General features: G+C 65.7%; 18 protein-coding genes. 13 read left to right on the top strand and 5 right to left on the bottom strand.

The annotated features are described in order from the left end of the window. Nucleotides 1–2 precede the first annotated feature (2 nt). From KY501_RS16005 to KY501_RS16050, 10 genes are all read left to right on the top strand, one after another. Nucleotides 3–806 (top strand): class I fructose-bisphosphate aldolase, encoded by an 804-nt coding sequence (locus KY501_RS16005; RefSeq protein WP_224363918.1) that lies wholly within the window; start codon nucleotides 3–5, stop codon nucleotides 804–806. Beyond that, nucleotides 790–1,557 carry an amidohydrolase family protein gene (locus KY501_RS16010; RefSeq protein WP_224363920.1) on the top strand — a complete coding sequence of 256 codons (768 nt, stop codon included), beginning with the start codon at nucleotides 790–792 and terminating at the stop codon, nucleotides 1,555–1,557. Before KY501_RS16005 ends, KY501_RS16010 begins: the two co-directional genes overlap by 17 nt. Continuing rightward, nucleotides 1,554–2,825 carry a phenylacetate--CoA ligase family protein gene (locus KY501_RS16015; protein WP_224363922.1) on the top strand — a complete coding sequence of 424 codons (1,272 nt, stop codon included), beginning with the start codon at nucleotides 1,554–1,556 and terminating at the stop codon, nucleotides 2,823–2,825. Before KY501_RS16010 ends, KY501_RS16015 begins: the two co-directional genes overlap by 4 nt. A gap of 23 nt (nucleotides 2,826–2,848) precedes the next feature. Further along, nucleotides 2,849–4,522 (top strand): class I adenylate-forming enzyme family protein, encoded by a 1,674-nt coding sequence (locus KY501_RS16020; RefSeq protein ID WP_224363924.1) that lies wholly within the window; start codon nucleotides 2,849–2,851, stop codon nucleotides 4,520–4,522. A 16-nt stretch (nucleotides 4,523–4,538) separates the two neighbouring features. Continuing rightward, nucleotides 4,539–5,264 carry an iron-containing redox enzyme family protein gene (locus KY501_RS16025; protein ID WP_224363926.1) on the top strand — a complete coding sequence of 242 codons (726 nt, stop codon included), beginning with the start codon at nucleotides 4,539–4,541 and terminating at the stop codon, nucleotides 5,262–5,264. Next, nucleotides 5,254–5,709, top strand: coding sequence for a cupin domain-containing protein (locus tag KY501_RS16030; protein ID WP_224363928.1), 456 nt, complete (start codon nucleotides 5,254–5,256; stop codon nucleotides 5,707–5,709). Before KY501_RS16025 ends, KY501_RS16030 begins: the two co-directional genes overlap by 11 nt. Beyond that, nucleotides 5,706–6,137: an OsmC family protein gene (locus KY501_RS16035; RefSeq protein WP_224363929.1), complete on the top strand. Its 432-nt coding sequence runs from the start codon at nucleotides 5,706–5,708 to the stop codon at nucleotides 6,135–6,137. The genes KY501_RS16030 and KY501_RS16035 overlap by 4 nt, the downstream gene beginning before the upstream one ends. A gap of 191 nt (nucleotides 6,138–6,328) precedes the next feature. Next, on the top strand, nucleotides 6,329–7,336 hold the full coding sequence (locus KY501_RS16040; RefSeq protein WP_224363930.1) for a lytic transglycosylase domain-containing protein: 1,008 nt from the start codon (nucleotides 6,329–6,331) through the stop codon (nucleotides 7,334–7,336). 272 nt (nucleotides 7,337–7,608) lie between these two features. After that, complete coding sequence (locus KY501_RS16045; RefSeq protein ID WP_224363931.1) at nucleotides 7,609–9,627, top strand: CHAT domain-containing protein; 2,019 nt, start codon at nucleotides 7,609–7,611, stop codon at nucleotides 9,625–9,627. Further along, nucleotides 9,624–12,920, top strand: a complete 3,297-nt coding sequence (locus KY501_RS16050; RefSeq protein ID WP_224363932.1) for an nSTAND1 domain-containing NTPase — start codon at nucleotides 9,624–9,626, stop codon at nucleotides 12,918–12,920. Before KY501_RS16045 ends, KY501_RS16050 begins: the two co-directional genes overlap by 4 nt. A 282-nt stretch (nucleotides 12,921–13,202) precedes the next feature. Here the strand turns inward: KY501_RS16050 and KY501_RS16055 are convergent, their stop codons facing one another. Continuing rightward, a complete protein-coding gene (locus tag KY501_RS16055; protein ID WP_224363933.1) occupies nucleotides 13,203–14,048 on the bottom strand; it encodes a PPC domain-containing protein in 846 nt (281 codons plus the stop codon). A gap of 368 nt (nucleotides 14,049–14,416) precedes the next feature. Between KY501_RS16055 and KY501_RS16060 the strand changes: the two genes are divergently transcribed. Then, a complete protein-coding gene (locus KY501_RS16060) occupies nucleotides 14,417–16,516 on the top strand; it encodes a PQQ-dependent sugar dehydrogenase (protein WP_224363934.1) in 2,100 nt (699 codons plus the stop codon). A gap of 113 nt (nucleotides 16,517–16,629) precedes the next feature. Further along, a complete protein-coding gene (locus tag KY501_RS16065) occupies nucleotides 16,630–18,141 on the top strand; it encodes an ABC transporter substrate-binding protein (RefSeq protein WP_224363936.1) in 1,512 nt (503 codons plus the stop codon). A 124-nt stretch (nucleotides 18,142–18,265) separates the two neighbouring features. Here the strand turns inward: KY501_RS16065 and KY501_RS16070 are convergent, their stop codons facing one another. From KY501_RS16070 to KY501_RS16085, 4 genes are all read right to left on the bottom strand, one after another. Continuing rightward, complete coding sequence (locus tag KY501_RS16070; protein ID WP_224363937.1) at nucleotides 18,266–19,012, bottom strand: NIDO-like domain-containing protein; 747 nt, start codon at nucleotides 19,010–19,012, stop codon at nucleotides 18,266–18,268. Between the two features lie 23 nt (nucleotides 19,013–19,035). Continuing rightward, nucleotides 19,036–19,884, bottom strand: a complete 849-nt coding sequence (locus tag KY501_RS16075) for a hypothetical protein (RefSeq protein WP_224363938.1) — start codon at nucleotides 19,882–19,884, stop codon at nucleotides 19,036–19,038. Between the two features lie 87 nt (nucleotides 19,885–19,971). Next, complete coding sequence (locus tag KY501_RS16080; protein ID WP_224363939.1) at nucleotides 19,972–21,342, bottom strand: hypothetical protein; 1,371 nt, start codon at nucleotides 21,340–21,342, stop codon at nucleotides 19,972–19,974. Nucleotides 21,343–21,387: 45 nt separating this feature from the next. After that, complete coding sequence (locus tag KY501_RS16085; protein ID WP_224363940.1) at nucleotides 21,388–22,758, bottom strand: hypothetical protein; 1,371 nt, start codon at nucleotides 22,756–22,758, stop codon at nucleotides 21,388–21,390. Between the two features lie 266 nt (nucleotides 22,759–23,024). Here KY501_RS16085 and KY501_RS16090 point away from each other — a divergent pair, with 266 nt between their 5' ends. Then, nucleotides 23,025–23,924, top strand: a complete 900-nt coding sequence (locus KY501_RS16090) for a LysR family transcriptional regulator (RefSeq protein ID WP_224363941.1) — start codon at nucleotides 23,025–23,027, stop codon at nucleotides 23,922–23,924. Nucleotides 23,925–24,028 lie beyond the last annotated feature (104 nt).

The raw sequence follows: 24,028 nt of genomic DNA on the forward strand, positions 1-24,028 counted from the left end.
AGATGAACACGGCGAAGAAGGTACGGCTCGGGAAGATCCTGGGCGCGAGCAGCCAACGGGCAGTCATCGTCCCCATCGATCATGGGCTCACCATGGGGCCCCTGGCGGGAATCGAGTCAACGGCCCGCATCGCACGCTGGATCGGCCACCCCGGCATCGATGCAGTCATCGCGCACAAGGGAATCCTCTCACGTCTGGCGGACCAGGGTGCCCTGGATCGCAAGGGTGTCATCCTTCACCTGAACGGGATGAGCAACCTCTCCGACTCGGTCGATGACAAGGAATGGCTGACGAGCATCGAGACGGCCCTGCAGCTCGGGGCGGATGCGGTGTCTCTCCAGGTCAACTTCAACGGCCGGAATGACCGGGCGAACTGGAAGATGCTGGGGCAGGCGGTGGATGAAGCGGCTCGCTACGGACTGCCCGTTCTCACCATGCTCTACGACAAGGTGAGCGAGGAGACGCAGCGACTGCGCCGGATCAAGCAGCTGATGCGCACCGCCGTGGAACTGGGCACCGATGCACTCAAGATTGGCATGAGTGAGCGGCCGGAGCTGCTCCGCGAAGCGCTCGAGGACGTGCAGAGCGACGCCCTGGTCTTCGTCGCCGGGGGCGAGCTGACAGGCGACGAGCCCCTGCTGGAGCACGTCTCGAATGCGCTCCGGGCGGGAGCGCGAGGCGTCTGCATTGGACGCAACATCTTCGTGAAGAAGAGTCCGGCGCTGTTCTTGGAGCGCCTCTCGGGGCTCGTGCACGGCGAGCCTGCACGCAGTGAACGGGAGATGGCCCTTGCCAGCGTTCGTTGACAGCCACGCCCACCTGTTGGCGACGCAGGAAGCCTTCGAGCGGCTCCTTGCCACGATGGACCGGCTCAAGGTTGAGCGCTGCGTCGTCGTGGGAGGAGGGTTGCTGACGCCCCGGCAGCTCTCCCGGCAGATCCTGCGACAGCCCGCGCAAGCAGAGACGCAGGGATTGACGTGTGACAACCGCTCGATCCTCTCGCTCTGCGAGCACTCCGGGGGCCGGCTCGTGCCTTTCTACTTCGCCAATCCCTGGCAGGACGTGAAGGAGTACCGAGAGCTTGGTCCGCGCTTCGCGGGGCTGAAGCTGGGGCCCGCGGTTCACGGGGTGCCGCTCGATTCCCCAAGGACCTCGGCCTACCTGGATGTGGCTCACGAGCTCGGGCACCCCGTCTATCTGCATTGCCTGGACCGCGACGGATTCCGTGTCACGGATCTGGTGCGCCTGGCGGAGCGGTACACCGGGCTCCGGCTGATCCTCGGCCATGGAGGAATCGGCGAACTCGACTACGACGGCGTCGACGCGATCGCCGGGTGTCCGAACCTCTATTTCGAGACCTCGGGGGCCTTCAAGCACGTGATCCAGTACGCGGCCGAAGTGCTCGGTGCCTCTCGGGTCCTGTATGGATCCGAGTACCCGCTGCAGAGCGCGACAGCGGAGCTCTGCAAGGTCCAGGAGCTCGCCCTGAGCGATGCGGAGCTGGAGGCCATCACGGGCGGCAACATCCGGCGTCTCCTCGCGAGAGCCAGCTCATGAATTCGCCCGCACACGCATTTCCCCGGCAGCAGCTGGCAGAGGCCCTTCTGCGCGCCCAGGCCGCCCCCTATTACGAAGGCCGGTTGCCCAGGGTGGAGAAGCTCGACCGGCTGAGCTGGGAGCAACTGCCACTGACGAGGAAGGAGGATCTGCGGGCGGCCTACCCCTTTGGGCTCCTCGCTGTCCCGCAGAGCCAGCTCAGCACCTACCACGAGTCCTCGGGAACGAGCGGACACCCCATCTCCTCGTTTTTCACCGAGCGCGATTGGGAAGACATCCTCTCGCGCTTCCTGCGCAATGGCGTAAGGCTTTGCCGAGAAGACATGGTGCTGATCAAGACGCCCTATGCGCTGGTGACGACGGCTCACCAGATGCATGGCGCGGCACGCTCCGTGGGCGCCACGATCGTCCCTGCGGACAACCGCTCGGCCAACATGCCCTACTCCCGGGTGCTCCGGTTGCTGCACGACCTGCCGGTGACAGTCGCCTGGTGCATGCCGACCGAGGTGCTCCTCTGGGCCTATGCCGCGCGAAGGTCGGGACGGGCCCCAGCGAGAGACTTCCCCTGGCTGCGAAACTTCCTGGTCGCTGGCGAGCCCCTGAGCGCCGCGAAACGCGCTCACCTCGAGGCGCTCTGGGGCGGGAAGCGCGTCCTCGTCGATTACGGCTCGACGGAGACGGGCAGTCTGGCGGGAGAGTGCGCCCAGGGGCGGCTCCACCTGTGGAGCGACCGGCTCTACTTCGAGGTGCGCGATCCCCAGACGGGTGGGTTCAGTGAGCAAGGAACAGGGAGCCTCGTCGTCACGCCGCTGTTCCGGCAGGCCATGCCGCTCATTCGCTACGATCTAGAGGATGTCGTCGAGATCTCGCATGCACCGTGTGCGTGCGGCCAGGCGCTGCCAACCGTTCGCGTCTTGGGACGCAAGGCGAGCGTGATGAGCGCTGGCGCCCGGGCCTTCTCCACCGTGGAGTTGGAAGAGGCCTTCTATGCGAGCGCCGCGGAGACAGGGTTGTGGTTCTGGCGAGCCCGCGTCCGGGACGGTGCGCTGGAAGCGCAGATCCACGTGGAGACGCAGCACGAAGACGCGGCATGCAGGCGCATCCTGCAAGCCATTGAAGCCACCGTCCCAGGGGTCCGAGTGAGGGTCACCGCCGTCTCGGCGGAGTGCTTCGTTCCGGAAGCGCTGCTCTCACGAGAGGCCCCGATGCAGAAGCCCCGTTTTCTCTTCGGAGAGAACGAAGACTGGAAGTCATTGGATTACGCCTGACCCGTAGGAAAGAGCCACCACACATGACTGCATTGCCATCAACGCTCGTCGTTGACGAGCGCCGCTTTACCCTTGCGAAGGACCCGATGCTGGGCGCCGGTAATTTCCTGGAGGGGGCTCTGAAGGTGAGCCCGGATCCGCGAGCGCCCATTCTCCATCTCGAGCGCGAGCTGAAGACATTCACCGGAGAGGCGTTCCAGCAACTCAGCCTCGAGCAACTCGACCGCCTGGCGCACCTCTACGCCCGGCTCTACAAGAAGCTGGGCGTGCGCACCGCGGATCCCGTCTTTGTCTACTTCGACGACGGGGTGGAGTACCTCATCCACTATCTCGCGCTCACGCGCCTGGGCGCGATCGGCGTCCTCACCAACGGCAACATGGAGCCCCGGATCGCCGCGGCGCATGCGCGCAACGTCGGTGTGGTCGGCGTCTTCACGGATGCGTCCCACATCGAGGCCCTGCGTCCCCTCCTCCAGGGAAGCGTGACGGGGTTCCTGGTGACCGAGGCCGATGTCCGTGGAACCCAGGAGTCCTCCCTGCCCACCTACCGGCGGCACGAGTTCACCGCCGATGACCCGATCATGATCGCTCACTCCTCGGGAACGACTGGCATTCCCAAGGCTGTGCTGCTTCAGCACGAGCGCTTCTTCTACGGCGTGCGCTACCGCCTGGGAGTCCCCCGCGTCACCGGAGGCGAGCGCATCCTGTCATCACTCCCCCACTCCCATAACTGCGCCATCGCCTACATCATGCTCGCGCTGCTGAGCGGGACACCGGTCTACATCGCCTCCGATCACTCGGGACGCGCGGTGCTGCGGCAGATCGACACTTTCAAGCCCAGCATGGTGGTCTCCTTCCCGCAGACCTACGTCGAGATGACCGAGTGCGACATGGACGCGTTCGATCTCTCCTCGGTGAACCTCTGGTTCAATGGTGGCGACGCGGCCCATGAGAGCCATATCCGGGCGCTCATCCGCCATGGCTTCCATGAGCAGAACGGCCAGCGGCAGCCCGGCTCGGTGTTCATCGACGGCATGGGCTCCTCCGAGATGGGCTTCTCGCTGTTCCGCCACGTCCACACGCCTAAAACCCATCTCTACAACCGGTGCGTCGGGCGGCCGCTCGAATGGGTGGAGGCTCAGATCCTCTCCGAAGAGGGGGACAAGCTTCCGCCCTTCCAGGTCGGTCGCATCGGGGTGAAGGCACCCTCGGTGACAACGGGGTACTGGAACAACAGCCTGCTCACGTACAAGTCTCGTCTCTCGGGCTACTTCCTCACCGGGGACCTGGGCTACCGCGATGCGGAGGGCCGTTTCTTCCACGTGGATCGCACTCCGGACGTGATCCTCACGCCCACCGGGCCGGTCTATGGACTGCAGACCGAAGAGTTCCTGCTGAGCCGCTTCCCGGCGATCGCGGACTGCGCGGTGTTCGGCCAGGAGGACAACGCCACGGGGGCCATCCGCGCGGTGGCGTACGTGCGGATCCGGCCGAACTCGGACCTCACGAGTCAGGACACATCAGCGCTCGTTGGACGATTCAACCAGGAGCTCTCGCGCGGGGGCCTGCCCACGCTGGGAGGCGTCCTGACCGTCGGTGTGGACGCCATTCCCCTTGGGACCACGGGCAAGGTCCTGAAGCGGATTCTGCGGATGAATGAAACCCGGCCCATGCCGCAGGCGGCGACCTCTGCCTGAAACAAGGAATCCTACGATGACCCCTGCAACCCAGCTTTCGGCCCGTTGGAACGGCCTGCTCCCGAGGGAATCCCTGGAGCGACTCGATGCCACCGAGTTCCTCACCCGCTGCCGCCAAGGAATCGCAAGTCGCGGCGTGCTCGAGAGGTTCCTCGTGCAGCAGTACCACTACTCCCGCCACTTCACGCGCTACCTCTGCGCCTTGCTGGCGAACCTGGCCAGCGAGGCCGACCGCTTCGCCCTGACGGAGAACCTCTTCGAGGAGATGGGGCTCGGCGGAATGGGCGAGGTGCCCCACTCGCAGATCTACCGGCAGATGCTGGAAGCCTTCGGGTTGGAGCCCTCGGCCCAGCCGCCGCTCGCGGAGACAACCTCCTTGGTGAGGAACATGCTGCGGCTCTGTTCGGACTCCGATCCTCTCGTCGGACTCGGCGCGCTCTGCCTGGGCGCGGAGGCCATCGTCCCGCACGTCTACCAGCAGATCCTCACCGGTCTTCTGAGCGCGGGTTTCCCGGAGAAGGACCTCATCTTCTTCCCCATGCACATTGATGGGGATGATGAGCATGCGTTGACGATGAAGCAGATCATCGAGCGGGAGCTCACCGAGCGTCCTGGCAAGCGGGACGTGCTGCGCGGGGCCGCGGAGGAGATCATTGAGGCGCGACGCGCGTTCTTCGCTGCCCTCACTGTGTCCGAGGCGCAAGCCGCCAGCGCTTCGAGGAGGGCCTCCGGTGCACTATAGCTCGAAGGATTTCGCTCAAACGCGGGCTGTGCTCCGCGCTCGAGTGCCCGAACGGTTGCACCACGCGGGAGTGACGGAGCAGTTCCACGGCGCGTTCTCCGACGAGCGGGGCCACGGCGTGGCGATCGTCGACCTGCCCTCGCGAACGATCAGCGTGACGATCGGGCACCTGCGGGCCGGGCAGTCCACACGGCTGCATCGGCACAACTACGAGACGATCCTCTACATCGTGAAGGGTCAGGGCTACACGCTCGTCGAGAACCAGAAGATCGAGTGGAAGACCGGTGATGCCGTCTACGTTCCCGTCTGGGCCTGGCACCGCCACGTCAACACCGACGCGCGGCTCGAGGCCGAGTACGTGGCCTGCGAGAACGCGCCGCTCCTGCAGAACCTGGGTGAGATTGCGCTTCGCGAAGAGGCCCCCTCACAGGAAGGTCACGAATGAGCCAGACACACATCAAGGCCCGCTGGAAGGGCGGCGCGGGAGGAAGCGGGTTCCTCCAGGCAAGCGAGAGCTTCGAGACCCGCGTGACGCTGCCGAAGGACTTCCAGGGGCTCGGAGAAGCCGCGACCCCCGAGAACCTTCTCCTGAGCGCCGTCGCGAGCTGTTACCTCATCACCTTCGGTATCATCCTCGACAAGGCGGGGATTGCGTACGAGGGTCTGGAGCTCGAGGGAGAGCTGCGGATGGACATGGCCCCCCGGCCCTCTGTCCAAGCGATCACGCTCTCCTCGCGCATCGTCTCCCGCGCGAGCGAGGAGACCCTCCAGGCCCTCTCCGAGCGAGCCGAGCAGTTCTGCCCCATTGGCCGGACCCTGGCGGGAAACGTCGCGAAGTCGATCCGTCTGACGGTGGTCGCTCCGGGCCCTTGATCCATCCAGGGGCGGCCGGGGTGGTGACTCCAGTCAGCAGGGAAAACACGGCAGTCACCAGTTTCCCCACCCCTCTCTGGACCGTTTTCGAGGAAAAACGGCCCCTTTTGGGCCTTTGGGAGCCTGGGGGCCGTTGGCATGCACCCTGCTTAAGGCCAGGGCATATCCCCTGCCTCGAATGGACCCCGACCATGGCCTCGCCCATCTCCTCCCGTGACCTCGCTGTTCGTCTCCCCGTGCAAGACGTCTCCACCGCTCGCGTGGGCGGCACCCAGACCGCCGCTCAGCCCGGTGCCCCTCTGGAGAGCGGCTCCAAGCGCGCTGGCGGGTTGGACCTGCAGAAGGACGGCTTCAGCGCGGGTCCTCAGCCCGGCGCTCAGTGGACCCAGTTCCTGCAGGGGCTGCAGGGCCTCGACGCGGGCGCGCAGCAGGCGCAGATCAACCAGGCCTATTCGCAGATGGTCCAGGCCCAGGTGGCGCAGCAGATGCAGCAGTTGCAGGCGATGATTCAACAGCAGCAGCAGATGATCCAGGGCGCCGCCGGGGGCACCCCTCCAGCCGGTGGCGTGCAAGCCGGCGGCACCAGCGCCGCTCCGGCCGCTCCGGCCGCTCCGGAGGCACCCGCGGGCAACGGTGGAGACGTCCCCGCCACTCAACAGGCTCCCGTGGAACCCACCGCCTCCGCCCCCACGGACTCCGGCTCCGTCAGCGCCTCGGGTGACGCGAAGCTGGGCGCCGGGTTCCCCTCGGCCCTGGGCCAGTTCAAGGGCGCCATCGAGTCGGCCGCGGCCAAGGCAGGAGTTCCTGCCGCGATGATCGCCGGGCAGATCTGGCAGGAGTCGCGCGGCAACATCGCCGCCGTCACCACCAACGGTGGCAACGGCCTGACGGACACCGGCCTGATGCAGGTCAACCCCAACACCTTCGGCGAGCTGCAGGCCAAGCACCCGGAGCTCCAGGGCAAGAACCTGGCGGATCCGGAGACCAACATCCTGGCCGGCGCCTTCTACATGAAGGACATGAAGGAGCAGTTCGGCAGCTGGGATCTGGCCCTGCGCGCCTACAACTCCGGCCCGAACGGCGTGGACAAGAGCAACCCGAACGCCATCCCCGCGGGCACCGGTGACGCCACCTACGTGACCAAGGTGAAGGCTTTCTGGGACACCATCCAGACGGGCAACGGCACCCTGCCCGCGTAAGACCAGGACGAAGAGAGAGGGACCTCTCGGAGTACAGGTCCCTTGACGCCTCCATAGCGGCCACCCGCCGCTGGATCCATACGCAAGAGACCCACACCCTCATGCCTTGGCGCCACTTCAGTCCTTCCACGAGCGACCCTGGCGGCCTGCCCTTCGCCATCTGCAAGGACTGCAAGCAGGCCGCCATGAGGCGCATCGGGGCTGAACCAGGGTATGGCGCCTCCAGGGCAGAGGCCACCCCTTGCTGGGAAAGCAGCTAAGCTCCGGCACGCATGAACAGTAATGGGGCGGCAGCGACTGGCTCGTGGCTGGAAATCGACATCGCCCAGGGGGCATCGGAACTCAAGGCGACAGCCCGGGGGAGTCGGGGCGAACAGCCTCGGCCCCACAGCCTGGGGGCTCAGCACTCGCCGGACACTGTCCGCGAGTTTGGCGAGCGCGTGAAGGAAGCCGCATCCCGCGCAGCATCGCTCGAGTCCCTGCGGCCTGCCGCCCAGGCCCTTCATGCGGCGCTCTTCCAGGATGAACTCCAGGAAGTGCTCGTGCAGCTCCGGTCAGCAGGGGGCATGTCTACGCTGCTACGACTGGTCCCTCAAGACCTCGAACTGCACTCCATTCCCTGGGAGGCCCTATGCCGCCCAGGGGCCGACGTTGACTTCCTGGGTACCTCGCAGCAGCTGTGCATTGCCCGAGGAGTGCACTCCACCAAGCCCTGGCAGCCACGAGAGGTGCGTGGGGCAGTCCGGCTTCTGGTCATCTCTCCCTCGGATGAGCTGGCTCCCAGCCGTCTCGAAGCCATGCTCTACCCAAGCATCTCGGAGGGAGAGGTGGAGTGGCTCGACCCGCTCACCGGTCCGCGCGCCACCGCAGCGTATGTCCTGCAGCGGCTGAGGCAGGAGCCCGTCCCCCACATCCTCCATTTTATTGGTCATGGGGGCTTCACCCAGGCAGGAGCACCTGTCCTGCAGTTCTCAGACTCCGACAGCCAGGATGCCTGGCTGCGCGTGGAACTCCTGGCCAAGGAACTGGAGGTGGCATTCCGAGACAACCTCCGCCTCGTGGTGCTGGAATCCTGTCAGGGAGCACACCCCGGAACACTGACCAGCGCTGCGGCTTTGCTGGCTCAGGCTGGAGCAGACGCCGTGGTGGCGTACCTGTGGCCGGTCATGGCGGATGTGGCGCGACGCTGCTCCTCGGCCTTCTACCGCTCCCTCACATGGTCTGTGGCGAGCCGGGGAGATGTTGCTCGCAGCCTCCATGATGCGCGGCGCACCGTGCTGGCAGAGTTCAAGGAGAGCGCCGAGGCTTTTTCTCCGGTGCTTTATCTGCGATCCCGCGACTCGACCTTGTTCGACTTCAAGGGTCGCAACCTCACGCCACCGCAAGCGTCTGCCTCCGGAGAGCCTTTCTCCTCGGACGATCCTGCCGTGCGCGCGCTACAGGAGTTGCTCGCGCGTCCCTTTTCTCTGTTGCTCGGAGACCACTGGCAGGCCACCCAGGATGGTTTCCGCCAAGTGCTCCACCAGCAACTCCACCAGACACCGTGGGCAGCTCCCCAGGAGATGCCGATCAGTGCCCTCGCGCAGCGGTATATGCTGGAGCATGGGGATGAACATCTCAGTTCCAGGTTTCAGGAGGTGTTCCAGCACTCCAGACCCTCGCTTCCACTCGTGGATGCGCTGGCCCGGCGGCTGAAGCCCGGGGTCCACATCACGCTCCTCCGGTTGCCTTTGCTGGAAGACGCAGTGGCCAGGTGTCAGCCCGAGCTGACACTCTATGTGGTCCAGCCTTCCCGGATGGGAGATGGATCGCTCCTCGTCCGCCAACATGTGCCTCGGCAGGGATGGATCGCCTTGGCGAAACTGCCGGGCACGTTCAATCCGGATCAGGATGCGCTCCTCTTGCGCCTCTACCGTGGCTACCTGCCGGACCGGGTCCTCGCTACTCCCCTCCTGACCGAGGATGACTACCTGCTCGGGTTGCGCGAGCTGGAGTCCGTGCTGCCGCCGGATCTTGCGGACTCCGTCTTGAGCCTCTTGGACAGCCGTCCCGCATTGTTGGTGGGCCTGTCGCTGTTGTCGTGGGACCACCGCATGCTGCTCCACCGTCTCTTTGGCCGCCGGCCGCTGCCTCGCCGCAGCACCGTGCTGTTGGAGCCCCATGATGCTGAGGGCGACGCGTGGCGCAAGGGAAGAAGCCTGCCTGGACACACGGGCCTTCAGGTGGTTCAGACAGCATTCCTGGGAATGGCGGAGTTCCTCGATGCCGATTCGCCGCGAGGCGCTAAATGAGCGGCAATCCCTTTCCAGGCCCCCAGCCCTACCGCACCGAGGACCGGCACCGCTTCTTCGGTCGAGAGGAGATGACCCAGAAGCTGGTCACCAGCCTCTTGGCCCACCCCTGCGTCACGCTCTTCGGACCCTCGGGGGCGGGGAAGTCCTCCTTGATGCAAGCGGGTGTCATGCCCCTGCTCGCGGAGACGCATGACTTCCGCATTGTCCACATCGAAGGTTGGCTCAAGAACGAGGCGCCCCTGGAGCGGCTGGCCCAGACACTCTACGAGAAACTGCAGCTGGTTGGCCCCCCCACAAGCCCGCATTCCATCAGGGACCTGGAGACGGTCCTGGAACTCGCGGAGCTGCGATCGGACCGTCCCATCCTCATCTACCTTGATCAATTCGAGCAACTCCTTCACCCAGAGCGCGATGCGGCGCAGCTGAATTCGTTCCTGAAGGGCCTGCAGTCCCTGGTGCGCCGGCCCCGACGCGGGCTCCAACTCGTGCTGGCCTTGCGTGAGGACCACCTGGGCCTCCTGCGGGATCGCGCACGTGGCCGCCGGGAACTCTGGGACCAAGGCTTCCGGCTGAGGCCGCTCTCCGTCGGAGAGATGGCACAGATCGCATGCCAGCAGGCAGCCCAGGGGGTGCCCGCGCAAGCTTGGCCGGAGGCAGAGGTGCGTGAGCTGATGCACCAAGTCCGAGTGCCCGGACAAGACGCGACTGACGAAGCGGAGGTACAGGCGGTGTTCGCGCAAATCGTCTGTCGTGCGCTGTGGTCCGCAGGGGGGATCATGGGTTCGCCTGACGCGGAACCCCTGGTCTATCACCATCTGGAGATGACGCTTGAGGGGCTGGGGCCCCACCGGGAGCACGCGCGGCAGCTGCTGGAAGAACACCTGATTACCAGCGACGGAAGCCGGACGTTGCTGATGGAGCAGCAAGTCCGAGCAGTGCTGTCAGAGCTCTCGGAGCAGGACGCCCGGTTGGTGCTGTCCCGGCTGGAGGCCGAAGCCATTCTCCATGCCCAGCAACATCACGGCAGCCTCTACTTCGAACTCGGACACGACTGGCTCGCCAAGAAGGTCTTCGACTTCCGGCAGGAGCGGCTCCGGAAGGAAGCGGAGGCCCAGAGGCTCCAGCACGAGCGGGCGGCGAGGCGCAGGTTGGCCATCATCGCCGGAGTGGCCGTGGGCGTATCGCTCGTCCTGGGCCTGGTGGCGATCTGGGCATTGCTGCGTGAAACACGCGCGCACACGCACGCATTGATGGCAGGCGCGCGCTCGCTGCTCAGCCAGGACAGGCCGGAGCTGGCAGCGAAGCTCTTGCTGGAACTCAGCGCTCCAGAGAACACCCTGGGTTGGCAGCAGACGGCCTTGGATGTCCTGGCGTCGAACACGCCAGAGATGACCTTGCACTGCCACGCAGCAGCCCACGCGGCCTTCAGTCCAGACGGTCAACGCATGGTGATGGTCTGCGCGGACGGAACCCTGGAGGTGTGGCAAACCGACGGCAAGGGTCCCCCGCTGGTGACCCAGAACCACGGCGGCAAGTTCTCGCCGATCGCCTTCAGTCCGGATGGACACCATGTGGTCGTCGCGACCGAGAAGCACCAACTCCAGATGTGGTGGAGCGCGCAGGGCGAAAAAAAGCCCATCGTCTTCCCAGGGCACACAGCTCACATCCGCTCCATTGCCTTTAGCGCAAGTGGCCAGCACTTTGTCACGGCCTCCGAGGATGGGACCGCAAGGGTCTGGACCATCAGCAGCACGACGGAACTCATCCGCCTCTCTGGGCACACAGGCATCGTCACCTCCGCAGCCTTCAGTCCCGATAGCCGCCGCGTGGTGACGACCTCCGAGGATTTCACCACGCGGATCTGGAACGTGGATGGCTCCGGCGAGCCCGTTGTCCTGCACGGGCCCAAGAGCGAGAGCAGGATCGCGGCTTTCAGTCCGGACGGCAGGCGTGTCGTCTCGGGGTATGCCGATGGCACGGCGCAGGTGTGGAACGCCGACGGTTCCGATCTGCCCGTTGTGCTCCGAGGTCATGAGAATTCTGTCCTGGCGGCCATCTTCAGCTGGGACGGCCAGCACGTGGTCACCGCCTCCGCTGACGGCACAGCGCGGGTGTGGAACACCGACGGCTCAGGCCAGCCTGTCCTGCTTCGAGGACACACAGCCGGCGTCACCTCAGTCACCTGGGGCCCTGACAAGCAACACCTGATCACCGCCTCGGAAGACCACACGGCACGGGTCTGGAGCCTTGATGGCACAGGACAGCCGCTCGTGCTGAAGGGGCATGAAGCCCCTGTCATCTCCGCCGCATTCAGCCTGGATGGCCAGCACGTGCTGACTTCATCCTGGGATGGCACGGTACGCCGGTGGAGTACCCGTGGCTCGGCACAACCCGTCGTCCTGAGAGGCCACCAGGAGCGCGTCCCGTTTGCCACCTTCAGCCCAAACGGAACGCGCGTGGTGACCGCATCATGGGACTCCACCGCCCGGATCTGGAACGCTGACGGCTCGGGGCGGCCCATGATCCTTCGGGGGCATTCAGGCCCCGTCCTGTATGCGGCCTTCAGCCCGGATGGCCAGCGCGTTGTGACTACCTCCGTAGATGGCACCATGCGGCTCTGGAGCGCCTACGAACCGAAGCCACCCGTCGTGCTCCAAGGGCATGAGGCTCCCATGAACCGGGCGGCGCTGAGCCCGGATGGGCGGCATGTGGTGACCACGTCCCCCGAAGGCCCGGCCCGCGTGTGGGATGTGAATAGCAGTGGGCCCCCAGTGGTGATTGCCACTTCCAAGCCCATTCTTCAGGCAGCGTTCAGTCCAGATGGGCTCCGCGTCATCACTCTCCTGGAGGATTTCACAGCGTGGGAGTTGAAAGCGGACGGAACAGGGGCACCGGAGCCTCTCGCTCAGGATGCACTCCCTGCGGGCCTGCTCCCCTCCACCTCCCATGGCCTCGCGGTTCATCCTCGGATTGGAGACGCGACGGCGATCCTCGAGCCCATCGATGGGCACGGGGACTCTCTGGTTCTCCGAGGACATGAGGCCCCTGTCACGTCGGCCGTCTTCAGCCCGGACGGACGGCACGTGGTCACGGCATCCGAGGACCATACGGCGCGGGTGTGGCCCCTCTTCGTTCCCGAGCTTCAGCAATTGCTTCGTGAGCTCAACAGCGACTGCCTTCCCCCCGAGATCCGGCGGGCCTACTTGGACGAAAGCAGCGAGCAATCCCAGGAGCACTACGAAGAGTGTGAGCGCACCTACGGACGTCCACCGTTCTTCAGGCGCCCTTGAGCCTCCAAGAACTCCCTCCAGCAGGGGCTGAGGTGCATGCTGCCCTCAAGACAGAGAAGCTCTACAGGCAATGTGACGGCCGACGCAGGAGCGAAGTCCTCAGTGGGTCAGCGGGCGGTAGTGGGAGGGAAATCCCCCCCAAACGCAGGTCCACGATGAGTGGGCGGAGGTCCGAGCCGACGAAAGGTCCCGTGCGGACATCCATCACCGCGATGCTCAGGCTCACGAACGTTGTGCCGCAGCAACACCACGCCCGAACGTTTCCGTGAGGCGCCTGGAGGCTCAGCGGTACTGGCCGACCAGGCTGACGGACGAGGCGGCACCGTAGCCATACAGCCTCACGTAGTACGTGCCCGCCTGAAGGTTCGTCAGGGTGCACGTCTCAGCGTTCGTGCTGCCTCCGGACTTGCAGTCATACAAGGCACTTGTCGGCACGGAGCCACGCTTCACGTACAGGTCTGCATCACCCGTCCCTCCGCTCGTCGTGAACGTCACGCTCGTGGCGCTCGCCGGAACGGACAGGGTGTAGATGCAGGACCAATAGGTCGAACCCGCGCTGAGGCCGCTCTTCGTGACTCCGTTGGTGAGCGCGGAGGTGGTGTTACAGTCCCCCGTGGGAGTCGTGCTCCCCCCCGTATACGAACCCACCAGGTAGACATTCAGGTAGGAGCCGAAGCCATACAGCCGCACGTAGTAGGTCCCTCCCTGCGAGGTGCCGAGGAAACACTGCTCCACGGTTTGCGTGTTGTCCGACTTGCAGTCGTAGGAGTCCGAGGTCGGGACCACCCCCTTCTTCACGTACAGGTCCGGGTCACCCGAGCCACCGGTCGTATAGAAGTGCACGTCCGTCGCCCCTGCTGGCACGGACAGCGTGTAGATGCAGGACCATGTACTGGACGAGCCCTGCAGCGCGCTCGTCGAAGTGTTGTTGCTGAGCGAATAGGTGCTGGTGCAGTCCACCGCGGCAAGCACCTGCACCGAGTCCACGGACTTCGGCGTCTTGGAGATCTTCTGGGCCGGCTCATCGGCCACGCCTAGGTTCTGCTCATCGGTCGCCATCTCGGGGCCACAGGCCGCCAGGGATGCAAGCCACGACACCATCACTGCTTTCGCCAGGATGCTCTTCACGCATCCTCTCCAGGTATCGCTGTCCGGCTCGGGTCAGCGGAGGCGCGCACCCTAGAGAGAGGGCCTGACATTCAAACGAGAGGTGAGGGCCACTGCTGGTTTCCCCCAAGAGCCCAGACCGGGGCGGTGCAGAAACGGGGCATGCGGAGACGGCCGTAGAAAATGACCGTCTTGCTGCATTGCGCGTATGGATCCATACGTATGGATCCATACGCGCTCAGTCCATACGTATGGATCGGTCAGCGATCGATGGCGGCAGCTTTCCACTCCGGAACAGTCGCGCGCAAAGGGATGGAGACGCGCGATCATCTTCACGCGCCGAGGAGTATGAGCCGCGCGCCACTCCCCTGGCGCAAAGGAGGCGTTCCATGAATCGTCGCACGCAGCGAGTCCTGTGGAAAGACCTGTTGGGCGTTTCGACCCTGTTCTGGGTGGCTGCATGCGGGGCTGGGGCCGTGACCGAGTCACCCACGCCGAAACCCGAGGTCGCGGCCATCTTCGCAGGCGAGCCGCTCGTGAGTGCGCAGAGTGGCCGCTGCCTCGACGTGGTGCAAGAGAGCCGCACTCCCGGCACGGGGCTGCAGATCTACGGCTGCCACGGCCGCATCAACCAGGCCTTCACCTTCACCACCGCAGGAGAGCTGCGCACCTACGACAACACGCTGTGCGTGGACACGGCTTCGGGGCAGACGGCCCAGGGAACGCGCGCCGTCATCGCCACGTGCACGGGCTTGCCGGCGCAGAAGTGGGTCTTCAACGCGAACGGCACCGTGGTCCACACGGCGAGCGGCCTGTGCCTGGACGTGGAGGGCGCACTGACTACGGACGAGACGCCCATCATCATCTGGGCCTGTAACGGACAGACGAACCAGAAGTGGTCCCGTCCCGTACCCTCGGACACGCAAGCGCCCACCCCTCCGAGCAACCTCGTGACGAGCAACCTCACCTGCAACTCGGTGACGCTGAGTTGGACGGGCTCGACGGACAACGTGGGCGTCGCCTTCTACGACATCTACCACGACGGTCAGCAGATGAAGTCCGTGGACGGCAGCACGCTCTCGACGTCGCTCACGGTGGTGCCGGGCGCCACGTGGGGCCTGTACGTGAACGCGCGCGACGCCGCGGGCAACGTCTCGCAGGCAAGCCCCACGCTGACGGTGACACCACCGCAGTGCCAGGCGGACACCACGCCACCGACGGCGCCGACGCAGCTCTCCGGCAGCGCGTTTGGAACGAGCGTGACGTTGACCTGGAATGCCTCGACGGACAACGTGGGCGTCACCGGCTACGACGTGCTCCGCAACAGTGCCAAGATCGGAACCGCGACGGGCACCACCTTCCTGGACAGCGGACTCGCGGCGAGCACCGCATACACCTATACGGCCGTGGCGCGAGACGCTCAGGGCAACGTGTCCACCGCGAGCAATGCGCTCACGCTCACCACGGGTGCGGCCTGCACCAACCCCATCTGCTCGGTGACCCAGGTCGCGACGGACACGGACATCCCGTGGGGGCTCGTGCCGCTCGCGGACGGAACGGTGCTCTACAGCCGCCGGGACGCGCAGGACATCGTTCGCTTGAATCCCGCGACGGGCGTGAAGACGACACTCGGCACGGTGCCCAACGTGCAGAGCACGGATGGAGAGGGGGGCCTGCTCGGGCTCGCCGTCGCGCCGACGTTCGACACGGACCGCTGGCTGTACATCATGCACACCTCGCCCACGGACAACCGGATCGTGCGCATCAAGGTCACGGCGAACTTCACGCTCGATCTTGCGAGCGAGCAGGTGCTGGTGCAGGGATTGGTGCGCAACAAGTTCCACAACGGCGGCCGCTTGCGGTGGGGCCCGGATGGCAAGCTGTATGCGAGCACAGGTGATGGGCAGAACGGCGCCAACTCGCAGAACACCTCGAACCTCGCGGGCAAGGTGCTTCGCATCAACCCGGACGGCAGCATCCCCAGCGACAACCCGTTCGGCAATCTCGTCTGGAGCTATGGCCACCGCAATCCACAGGGGCTGGCCTTCGACTCGAGCGGTCAGCTCTGGGAGCAGGAGTTCGGAAACTCCGTGATGGATGAGACCAACCTCATCGTGAAGGGCGGCAACTATGGCTGGCCCGACTGCGAGGGCACGGTGTCGCAAAGCGGGAGCGGTTGCGCGACGCCGGGCTACATCGCGCCCAAGCAGACGTATTCCACGGCCGAGGGCTCGTGCAGTGGAATCGCCGTCGTGCGTGACGTGCTCTATGTGGCATGCCAGCGCGGCACGCGGCTGTACCGGGAGGTCATCTCGGGCTCGAGCCTCACCAACGTGACGCAGTACTTCGTCGGGACGTACGGGCGGCTCCGCACGGTCGAGCCGTCCGTGGACGGCAACCTCTGGCTCACCACGAGCAACTCGGGGGACAAGGACAGCATCCCCAACAACAGCAACGAGAAGCTCTTCCGCGTGCTGCTCGGCAATTGAGCCTCAAGGGCGGAAAGCGGAAATCGAAGTGCCCCCAGAAATGTCAGACCTCCCCGGTATGACTCTCCCTGCGCGGCACCACTGAGGGTGCCGCCGAAAGGGTGTCATTCCAAATGCGGAAGTCATTGATTTTTCTCGGGCTTTTCATGGGCACGGCAGGGGTCGGCTGCGCGGGGCTCGACGAGACCGAAGCGCTGGACTCCTCCGTGCCCGCGGACGAGACCTCCCAGGTCACCCGGGCCCTGATCACCACCGTCACCGGCACCAGCCAGGTGACCTTCGTCGCCACGTCGGGGAACGAGACAAAGCCATACGATCAGTCGGCCACGTCGGTGGTTGCATACACGCGGGACTCGACAACCGAAGAGTTCACAGCCTACCCGGGCACGGGCTCGGTGGACGGCACGATCTCCGTGCCGAACGTCCCCTCCGGGCGCATCTACCTGAAGCTGGGCTCGCGCTACCTGGTGAGCACCGGCCGCTCATTCGATCTGGGTTCCACGGAGTGGGGCCGTGATGGCACCTTCCCCTCGCTGTCCACACCCGTGACGGTGTCCGCCACCGGCCTGTCTGCCTGGCAGTCTGGGGACTACCTGGACATGTATTCGCTGAACCCGGGCGCGTTCGGCTACATCAACGGCAGCGCCACGGGGTTCCCCCTGGCGGGGGCCACTTCGCTCTCCGGGCTGAGCTTCGACTACGCCGACATGCTCAATCCGGTGCTGCTCGACAGCAGTCGCGGAGATGTGTTCTCGCTGGCGCAGATGCGGCTGCAGACGAGCACGAACGGAGTGCCCTTCCGTGCGATGCACAAGGTGCTCGACGCGAGCGTGACGCAGGTAGAGGGCCAGTCCGTCACCGTCAGCGGAACCTTCACCCAGCCCGCCGCGACGGGCACCTTCGCGGTGGACTGGCGGCGCTCGGCATTCGAAGCAATGCGCGCACAGGTGAACCCGGACGCGGTCAGCACGTACAACGAGATCTGGATGTCCGCCCGGCCGGCCGCCTTGGGCTCGGCGCTCGCATCCATCAGCGGCCCGCCGCTGCTCGTGAAACTCAATCCTGACGCCCAGCGGACCGACATCCTCACGGGGAACATGGCGTACAACAACCCGCTCCCGGCGACCTGGCAGAAGGTGGCACTCGCCGCCGCGGGCTTCACGAAGAACTACGCGCTGGGGACCGCGACGCCCTACACCATGAGCGTGGACATCCGCATGGATCAGGAGGCGACCGCGTTCGCCGCCGCGCCCGTGCAGCCGATCATCGGACCCGTACAGGCGCCCCTGGTGAACACGCGCGGCGCGTTCCAGAACCTCACAGGCGTGGGGACCAACGCCTCCCTGCGCTGGTCCAAGCCGCTCGTCGGCACGGCCACGAACTACATCGTGAACATCTATCGGCTGGGCGTGAGCAATGGCGGCACCACCGTCACGCGCGTGGCGACGCTGCACACGGATCTCCAGAGTGTGTACCTGCCCCCGGGTGTGCTGCAGGCGGGCCAGACGTACTTCGCGGAGATCCAGAGCTGGTACCAGCCTGGCTCGGACCTCGCAACGAGCCCGTTCAAGCGCTCGCTGCCTCGAGGCCGCGCCAGCGTGCTCACCGGCATGTTCAGCCCGTAGGCGCTGAAGTCCTCGTGAGGGAGCTGAGCCTCGCTCCCTCCCTCACGCCCGTGAACGAACTGCCTCTGTTGAACCGCACGTGCTCCAGTTCGAACTCCTCTCTTCAAGAAGGACAGCTCCAGCTTCACGGCACGGGGGTGAAGCGGATCGCGATCCCGTCCGAGCCCAGGGGGGCCTTGAATGAGTACGAAAAGCCGAGGCTGCCGTCCGCCGACTCGAGGCCTATCTCGGCCGCCGCGCCGAGCACCCGAGCGCGCAGTTCCTCGCTCGGCCCGGGGCCTGGATCGAGCTGGCAGTAGCGGAACTCGATCGCCCGACTCTGGCGCATCAAGGCGACCTGGAATCTCAGATGGAGGTTGGGATTGGGCGTCACATCCGACGGAAAGCGCAGCGTGAAGCCCTCGTAGCCCATCACGAAGCGCTCGTCGGCGCCGGTGCCCGTCCACAGCACGCGCACGCCACCCGAGTTGTTGTCCAGGGAGGTAAGCAGAGAGTCCCAGAACGGCGCCACCCAGCCATTGGGGATCCGCATGTCCGGAGGCTGCTGCGGCTCTCCACCGGTGGAGACGAACAGGGACGAGCCTCCGAGGAAGATCAGCCCTTGCTCGGCGGCCACGAACCGGGTCGCGCCCTCACCAAACAGTGGAAACGGGAATGGCAGGTCCGTGTAATCCGTCACATGGGTGAACGTTCCGAACTCGAGCACCTCGGCGGACGACAGATCATCGCAGGCGCTCGCCACCACCTCCGCCGTGTAGGAAGGCTCCTCGCCCGCATCGGAGGGCCCCGGAACCACGGGAGGCGCTCTCTCCGGTGAGCCGCAACCGACAGCCACCAGCAGCAACACCGGAAGTCTGGCCGTCCGGAACATATGAACTCACTCCATCACCCGAGTCACAGGGCGGATGCGCGCGGCGGGCACGGCGGCACGATCAGGTTGTCCCAGCCGATGATCACCGGCGTGCCATCCACCTGCCACCCGATGAAGAACGCGATGGGGATGAGCGCCAGCAGCCCGGAGTTGCTCCCGTCCGCACGCCCATTCGAGTAGGCCCCAACCTCTCGTCCGGGGACCGACCACCCATCGCGGCTCAGCAACGCGACACGCAGCCACGGACGTTCGAGCATCACTCGCATGGAGGTGCGGTCCTGTGCGTCGCCACTCTCCTCCTGCGCGGGTGACGTGACCCAGAAGTTCGGGGGGGTGGCATGGCAGACAAAATAGGCCCCCCCTTCCCCGTCGCGCTGCCCGGCGGCGAACGCCTTCTTTGCGGAGGCGAAGGCCACGCTCAGATCACCCTGGTGGAACGAGGAGAGGGTCGCCAGCGCTGCCTCGATGCGTCCAGGCTGTGCCGTTTGAAGTTTCCTCCACTCGGCATCCCCGGTCTTTCCCGCGGCGCGGGCCTCGTCATACGCCTGCTTGTAACTCAGATATGTCTTGTACGCCCGAGAGGGAACGCTCTCGCTCTCGTCCGTGTAGAGCATCTGCCGTGCGGCAATCACCGCCGGTGGTTGCTCGCGGGGTGGCTCCACCACCATAGCGCCGAGGATCTCCGCATACAGCGCCGCCACGCTTCGCCCCGTGGAGCGCCGCTCGGGCTCCAGATACGGCACCTCGTCCGCGACGCGAGCGAGCGCCTCGGGAGACTGGAGTTCCACTGCCGGGCGGGGAGGCACCTCGAGCGTCACATAGCCCAACCCCGTCTCTGACAGTTGCTGCTGAAGCACGTCTTGGCTCGCCATGTCCGTGTTCCTCGCATTCGCAATCCCGAGCCGGCCCGGCACCGGCTGGGATTGCCAGGATCGTCATTCGCTACTACCGCTGGCCCGCTACTTGGGGGGGCAGGCCGGGACGACGCGGTTCAAGAACGCGATGAGCTCCACATCCGGCGTGTACAGATCCGTCTGGTTGGAGGCCGCCCAGGTCGACGAGGTCGTGCTGCTCGAGCTGGCTCCACCACCGAAGTGGAACGGCCCGATGCGGATGCCGCCGCCGCCCTGGAGCGTCTGCGAGAACGTCTGCCTGTCGACGGCGCTCCAGTTGGCGGTAGCGCGGACCTGACGCGCCACGATGAAGGCCACGGGGAGCAGGGGGAAGACTCCCGTGTTGCTCGGGTCGACATTGCCGTTCGAGTAGCTGTTCTTGGCGCGGCCCTCGACACTCCAGCCCGTGGTGGTCAGCAGGTTCTCCTTGAGCCAGGCGCGCCGGATGTCGACCCGGGCGAACTGGAACGAGAGACGGAGGTTGGTGGTGTCTTGGTGGAGGGTGTAGTTCGACCAGGAGCGGCCGCCGCTACCACCAATGCTGAACAAGCCGAAGTCGAGCCCACCGCCCGCGTTCCAACTGCCAAAGCTCGAGCTGCTCGACGTATGGATCTCGTTCGAGGTCAGATCCACGGACGAGTAGGCCTGCGTCGTCGCCCAGTTGGCGGGGAAGACCTGCACCGGCAGATAGGAGCTGAAGCCCTCACCCCGAGGCGCCAGTTCGAAGACCCGCCGCGCCTCGGCGAAGCGACGCACGAGGCTCGTCTGGGACGCCTGCCCGAGGATGCTCTCCTTATCCTTGATGATACCGGGCTTGCTGGTATCGAACTCCGCGTAGGCCATCCGGACCTTCGTCTGGAGGATGGGCGAGATGACCGCCCAGGCCTGCATGTCCTTGGGGTTCGTCTGGTCGACCTGCTGCCACTGGGCCAGGTACGAAGTCAGCGCAGCCTCGAACAAGGCGAACTTGTTCTTGTAGTTCGCGTAGGCCGGTGAATCCACCGAGTTGGGCACCGTCACGGGCTGCCCGGTGACCGGGTCGAAATCCACGCCATCATCGAACAGGAAGTTTTCCGCCGCGGCCACCGCAGCCTCCTGCTCCGGATTGGGAGGCGAGGGGTCCACCGCAGCCCGGACGATCTCCTCGTAGAAGTCCTCCACGCGGCCGATGGGCGTGAACATGGGGTTGAGCGAGGGGGCCTGAGAAACGAGCTCCGCCAGCGCGCGCCCCGCGGTGTCGCTTCCCTCGGGATTCACCGGGCTCCAGGCGTTCGCGTAGACCATCGGCTCGATGCGGAGGCCTGGCTTGAGCAAGGTGAGGAAGCCGCTGCCTGGCGGGACCGAACGCGAGGCAGCGACTCCCGGCACATCCCCCGTGAGGGAGCCGTAGAGAGCATCGTAGATCGCCTGCATCATCTTGTTGCTATCAATTGCCATGATGTCCTTCTCCTTGGACTGCGTTGCACTGCATCTGGCCGCCTCTCACCCGTCGAGTGGTGGGCAGGCGGGAACGAGCTGGCTCATCCGGCCAATGGCTTGTAAGCCCGGGGCGGTGATGTTCACGCCGTCGAAAGAGGCCTGGGTCACGGTTGCAGCCGCGGCGCGGGGAAGCGCGTACTTCCCCGAGAGTGCGAAGGGACCGAAGGCCAGGTCCTTCTGCTCGAGGCGCTCACGGATGAAGGCCACATCGGACTGTGACCAGGCCGCGGAGATCTGCAGATCCCGCGCGATGATGAGTTCGCCAGGAAGTAGCGGGAAGATGCCCGTGTTGCCCACGAGCGAGCCGGTTGACAAGTCATTGCGGCGCCTGCCGGCCATGGCCCAGCCCCCGAGGGAGAACAACGAGGTGTCGAGCCACGGCCGCCGGATGCTGACGCGCGCGAACTTGAAGCGGACTCGGATGTCGAGGGACTCCTGCGCGACTGGACGGCGCAACGTCTTTCCCTGCGTGCGGTAGCTCCACAGCCCCGAGTCCAGCCCCGTGAGTCTGTCCAACTGCTGGAAACGGGAACTCCGATTCACGGGCAGCGTCCGGCTGGTCCTGAGGTCGACATCAAAGAAAGTCGCCTCGGGCGTGAACCAGTTTGCCGGTTGCGCGAGCGTCATGTGCCACGTGTAGCCAGGCCCCAGCACGCTCCCGAGTGTGCTGAGCTCGAAATTCAGCCGAGCCGTGGCGAAGATGGTGGCGACGCTGTTGTTCTGGCCAGCGTCGTCATTCGAGGCCACGGTGGAGAGGGCATCCTCGATCTCGCCAGCACCTTCTGCCTCCACGGCCTGGGTCGTCGCTTGGAGCTGTGTCCGCAGGACCGCCGCCTTCGCCTCCCAGCGCTGCTTCTCGGCGGGGTCGTCCATGTCGACCTGCAGCAATTGCGACATGTAGCGCGTGACGGCCTCATCTCGGGCCGCTCGCAGGTCGAGGTACCTGCGGAGCGCCGGTGTCTCGACCAGGGTCTTGATGGATCTCCCCTCGGGGGTGGGCACGGTGGCCGCGGTGAAGAGCCGCTGGAGAACCCCCTGCCGCCCGCCTGCCGCGACGACGGGCCCGGAGAGTCTCGGGAGAATGCGTACCGGAATGGGACGCACGGGTGGAAGAGCGGGAACGGGGGCTGGGGCCGGCGGGACCGTCACGGGCGTATTGGCCTGGACGAGCTGCCCGTAGAGCGTCTCAATGGAGTTCCCGTTGGCGACGAAGGTGGAGGACACCTCGGGGATGGCGTCCACCAGCCATGCGAAGTTCTCCGCCGTCGCGGGGTTGCCTCCTGGATTCAGGGGCGTCCACGGGTTGGCGAACTCCGCGGGATCGAGCGGCAGTCCGGGAACGCTCAGGCTCAACACCGTCGAGGAAGCGTTCATCGCGGGCTGGCTTCCCGCAGGCGCGCGAGTCAGTGAGTCATAGATGAGATCATGAATCGCTTGGGATATCTGTTGCGGATCGGTTGCCATGGATTTCCCGAGGACGGGCGCATCGCTGCAATGAGGTGGAAGGGAATGCTGCTCGCGCGTTGGACAAGTCTCGTGTGGATGGAGGCGCTCCACCCGGCTTGTGACTTCCGTCCCGGGAGGATCGCGGGGTGGGCCGAGTTGACCTTTCCGGAGGGCGTGGCAAGGCTCAGCCACCCATGATTGATGACTTCGGTGGCATCTCCTGCTTCGTGGCGCTGGCGGAGACACGCAGCTTTCGAGCTGCCGGCGACCGGCTGGGAGTGACTCGCTCAGCGATCAGCCAGGCGCTGCAACGGCTCGAGGACCGATTGGGCGTTGCGCTGGTGCAACGCACCACGCGCAGCGTCTCACTGACCGAGGCGGGAGAACGACTCTTCGAGAGTGTCCGCCCAGCGCTCGCGGACGTCAGCGCGGCAATGGAGGCGGTGGGCGAATCGCAGTCACGTCCGAACGGCACGCTCCGCCTCAGTGTGTCGTCGATCGCGGAGACCTTTCTGACCGGTCCCAGCCTGGCCGGCTTCCTGGCCGCCTATCCGGAACTCCGCCTCGACATCTCCGTCAGCGACGAGGCGTGCGACATCGTCGCCGAAGGCTTCGACGCGGGCGTGCGGCTGGGCGAGGTGATCGAGCAGGACATGATCGCCGTGCCAGTCTCCGAGCCCCAGCGGCAGTTGGTCGTGGGTGCGCCCTCCTATGTGAAGCGCCGCGGAACGCCGAAGCACCCGCGAGAGCTGCCGTCCCATGACTGCATCGGCTGGCGTCGCAACCCACGGGTGGCTCCATACCGCTGGGAGTTCACGGAGAGAGGGCGCGACTTCGACGTGGCGGTGAATCCGCGGGTGACGACCGACGAGATGTCACTGATGGTGCGTCTGGCCTGTGCGGGTGCTGGGTTGACCTTCGGCATGGAGGAGACGTTCCGGCCCTACCTGGCCCGCGGAGAGCTCGTCACCATGCTGGAGCCCTTCTCGCCGCCGTTTCCCGGTTTCTTCCTCTTCTACCCGAACCGGAGGAACCCACCCCTGAAGCTTCGCGTACTCGTGGAGTACCTGCGTCGGCGTCGAAGCGCTCGCTGAAGCAGCGCCGAGCCAACTCCGAGCCACACTCGAGCTGACTTGGAGTGAAGCGCCCATGCTGGGCGTTCCTTGTAGCAAGCGGAGGAAAGCTCGCCAGCCAGGAA

This window comes from Hyalangium versicolor (genome assembly GCF_020103695.1).
GTDB classification, from domain to species: domain Bacteria; phylum Myxococcota; class Myxococcia; order Myxococcales; family Myxococcaceae; genus Hyalangium; species Hyalangium versicolor.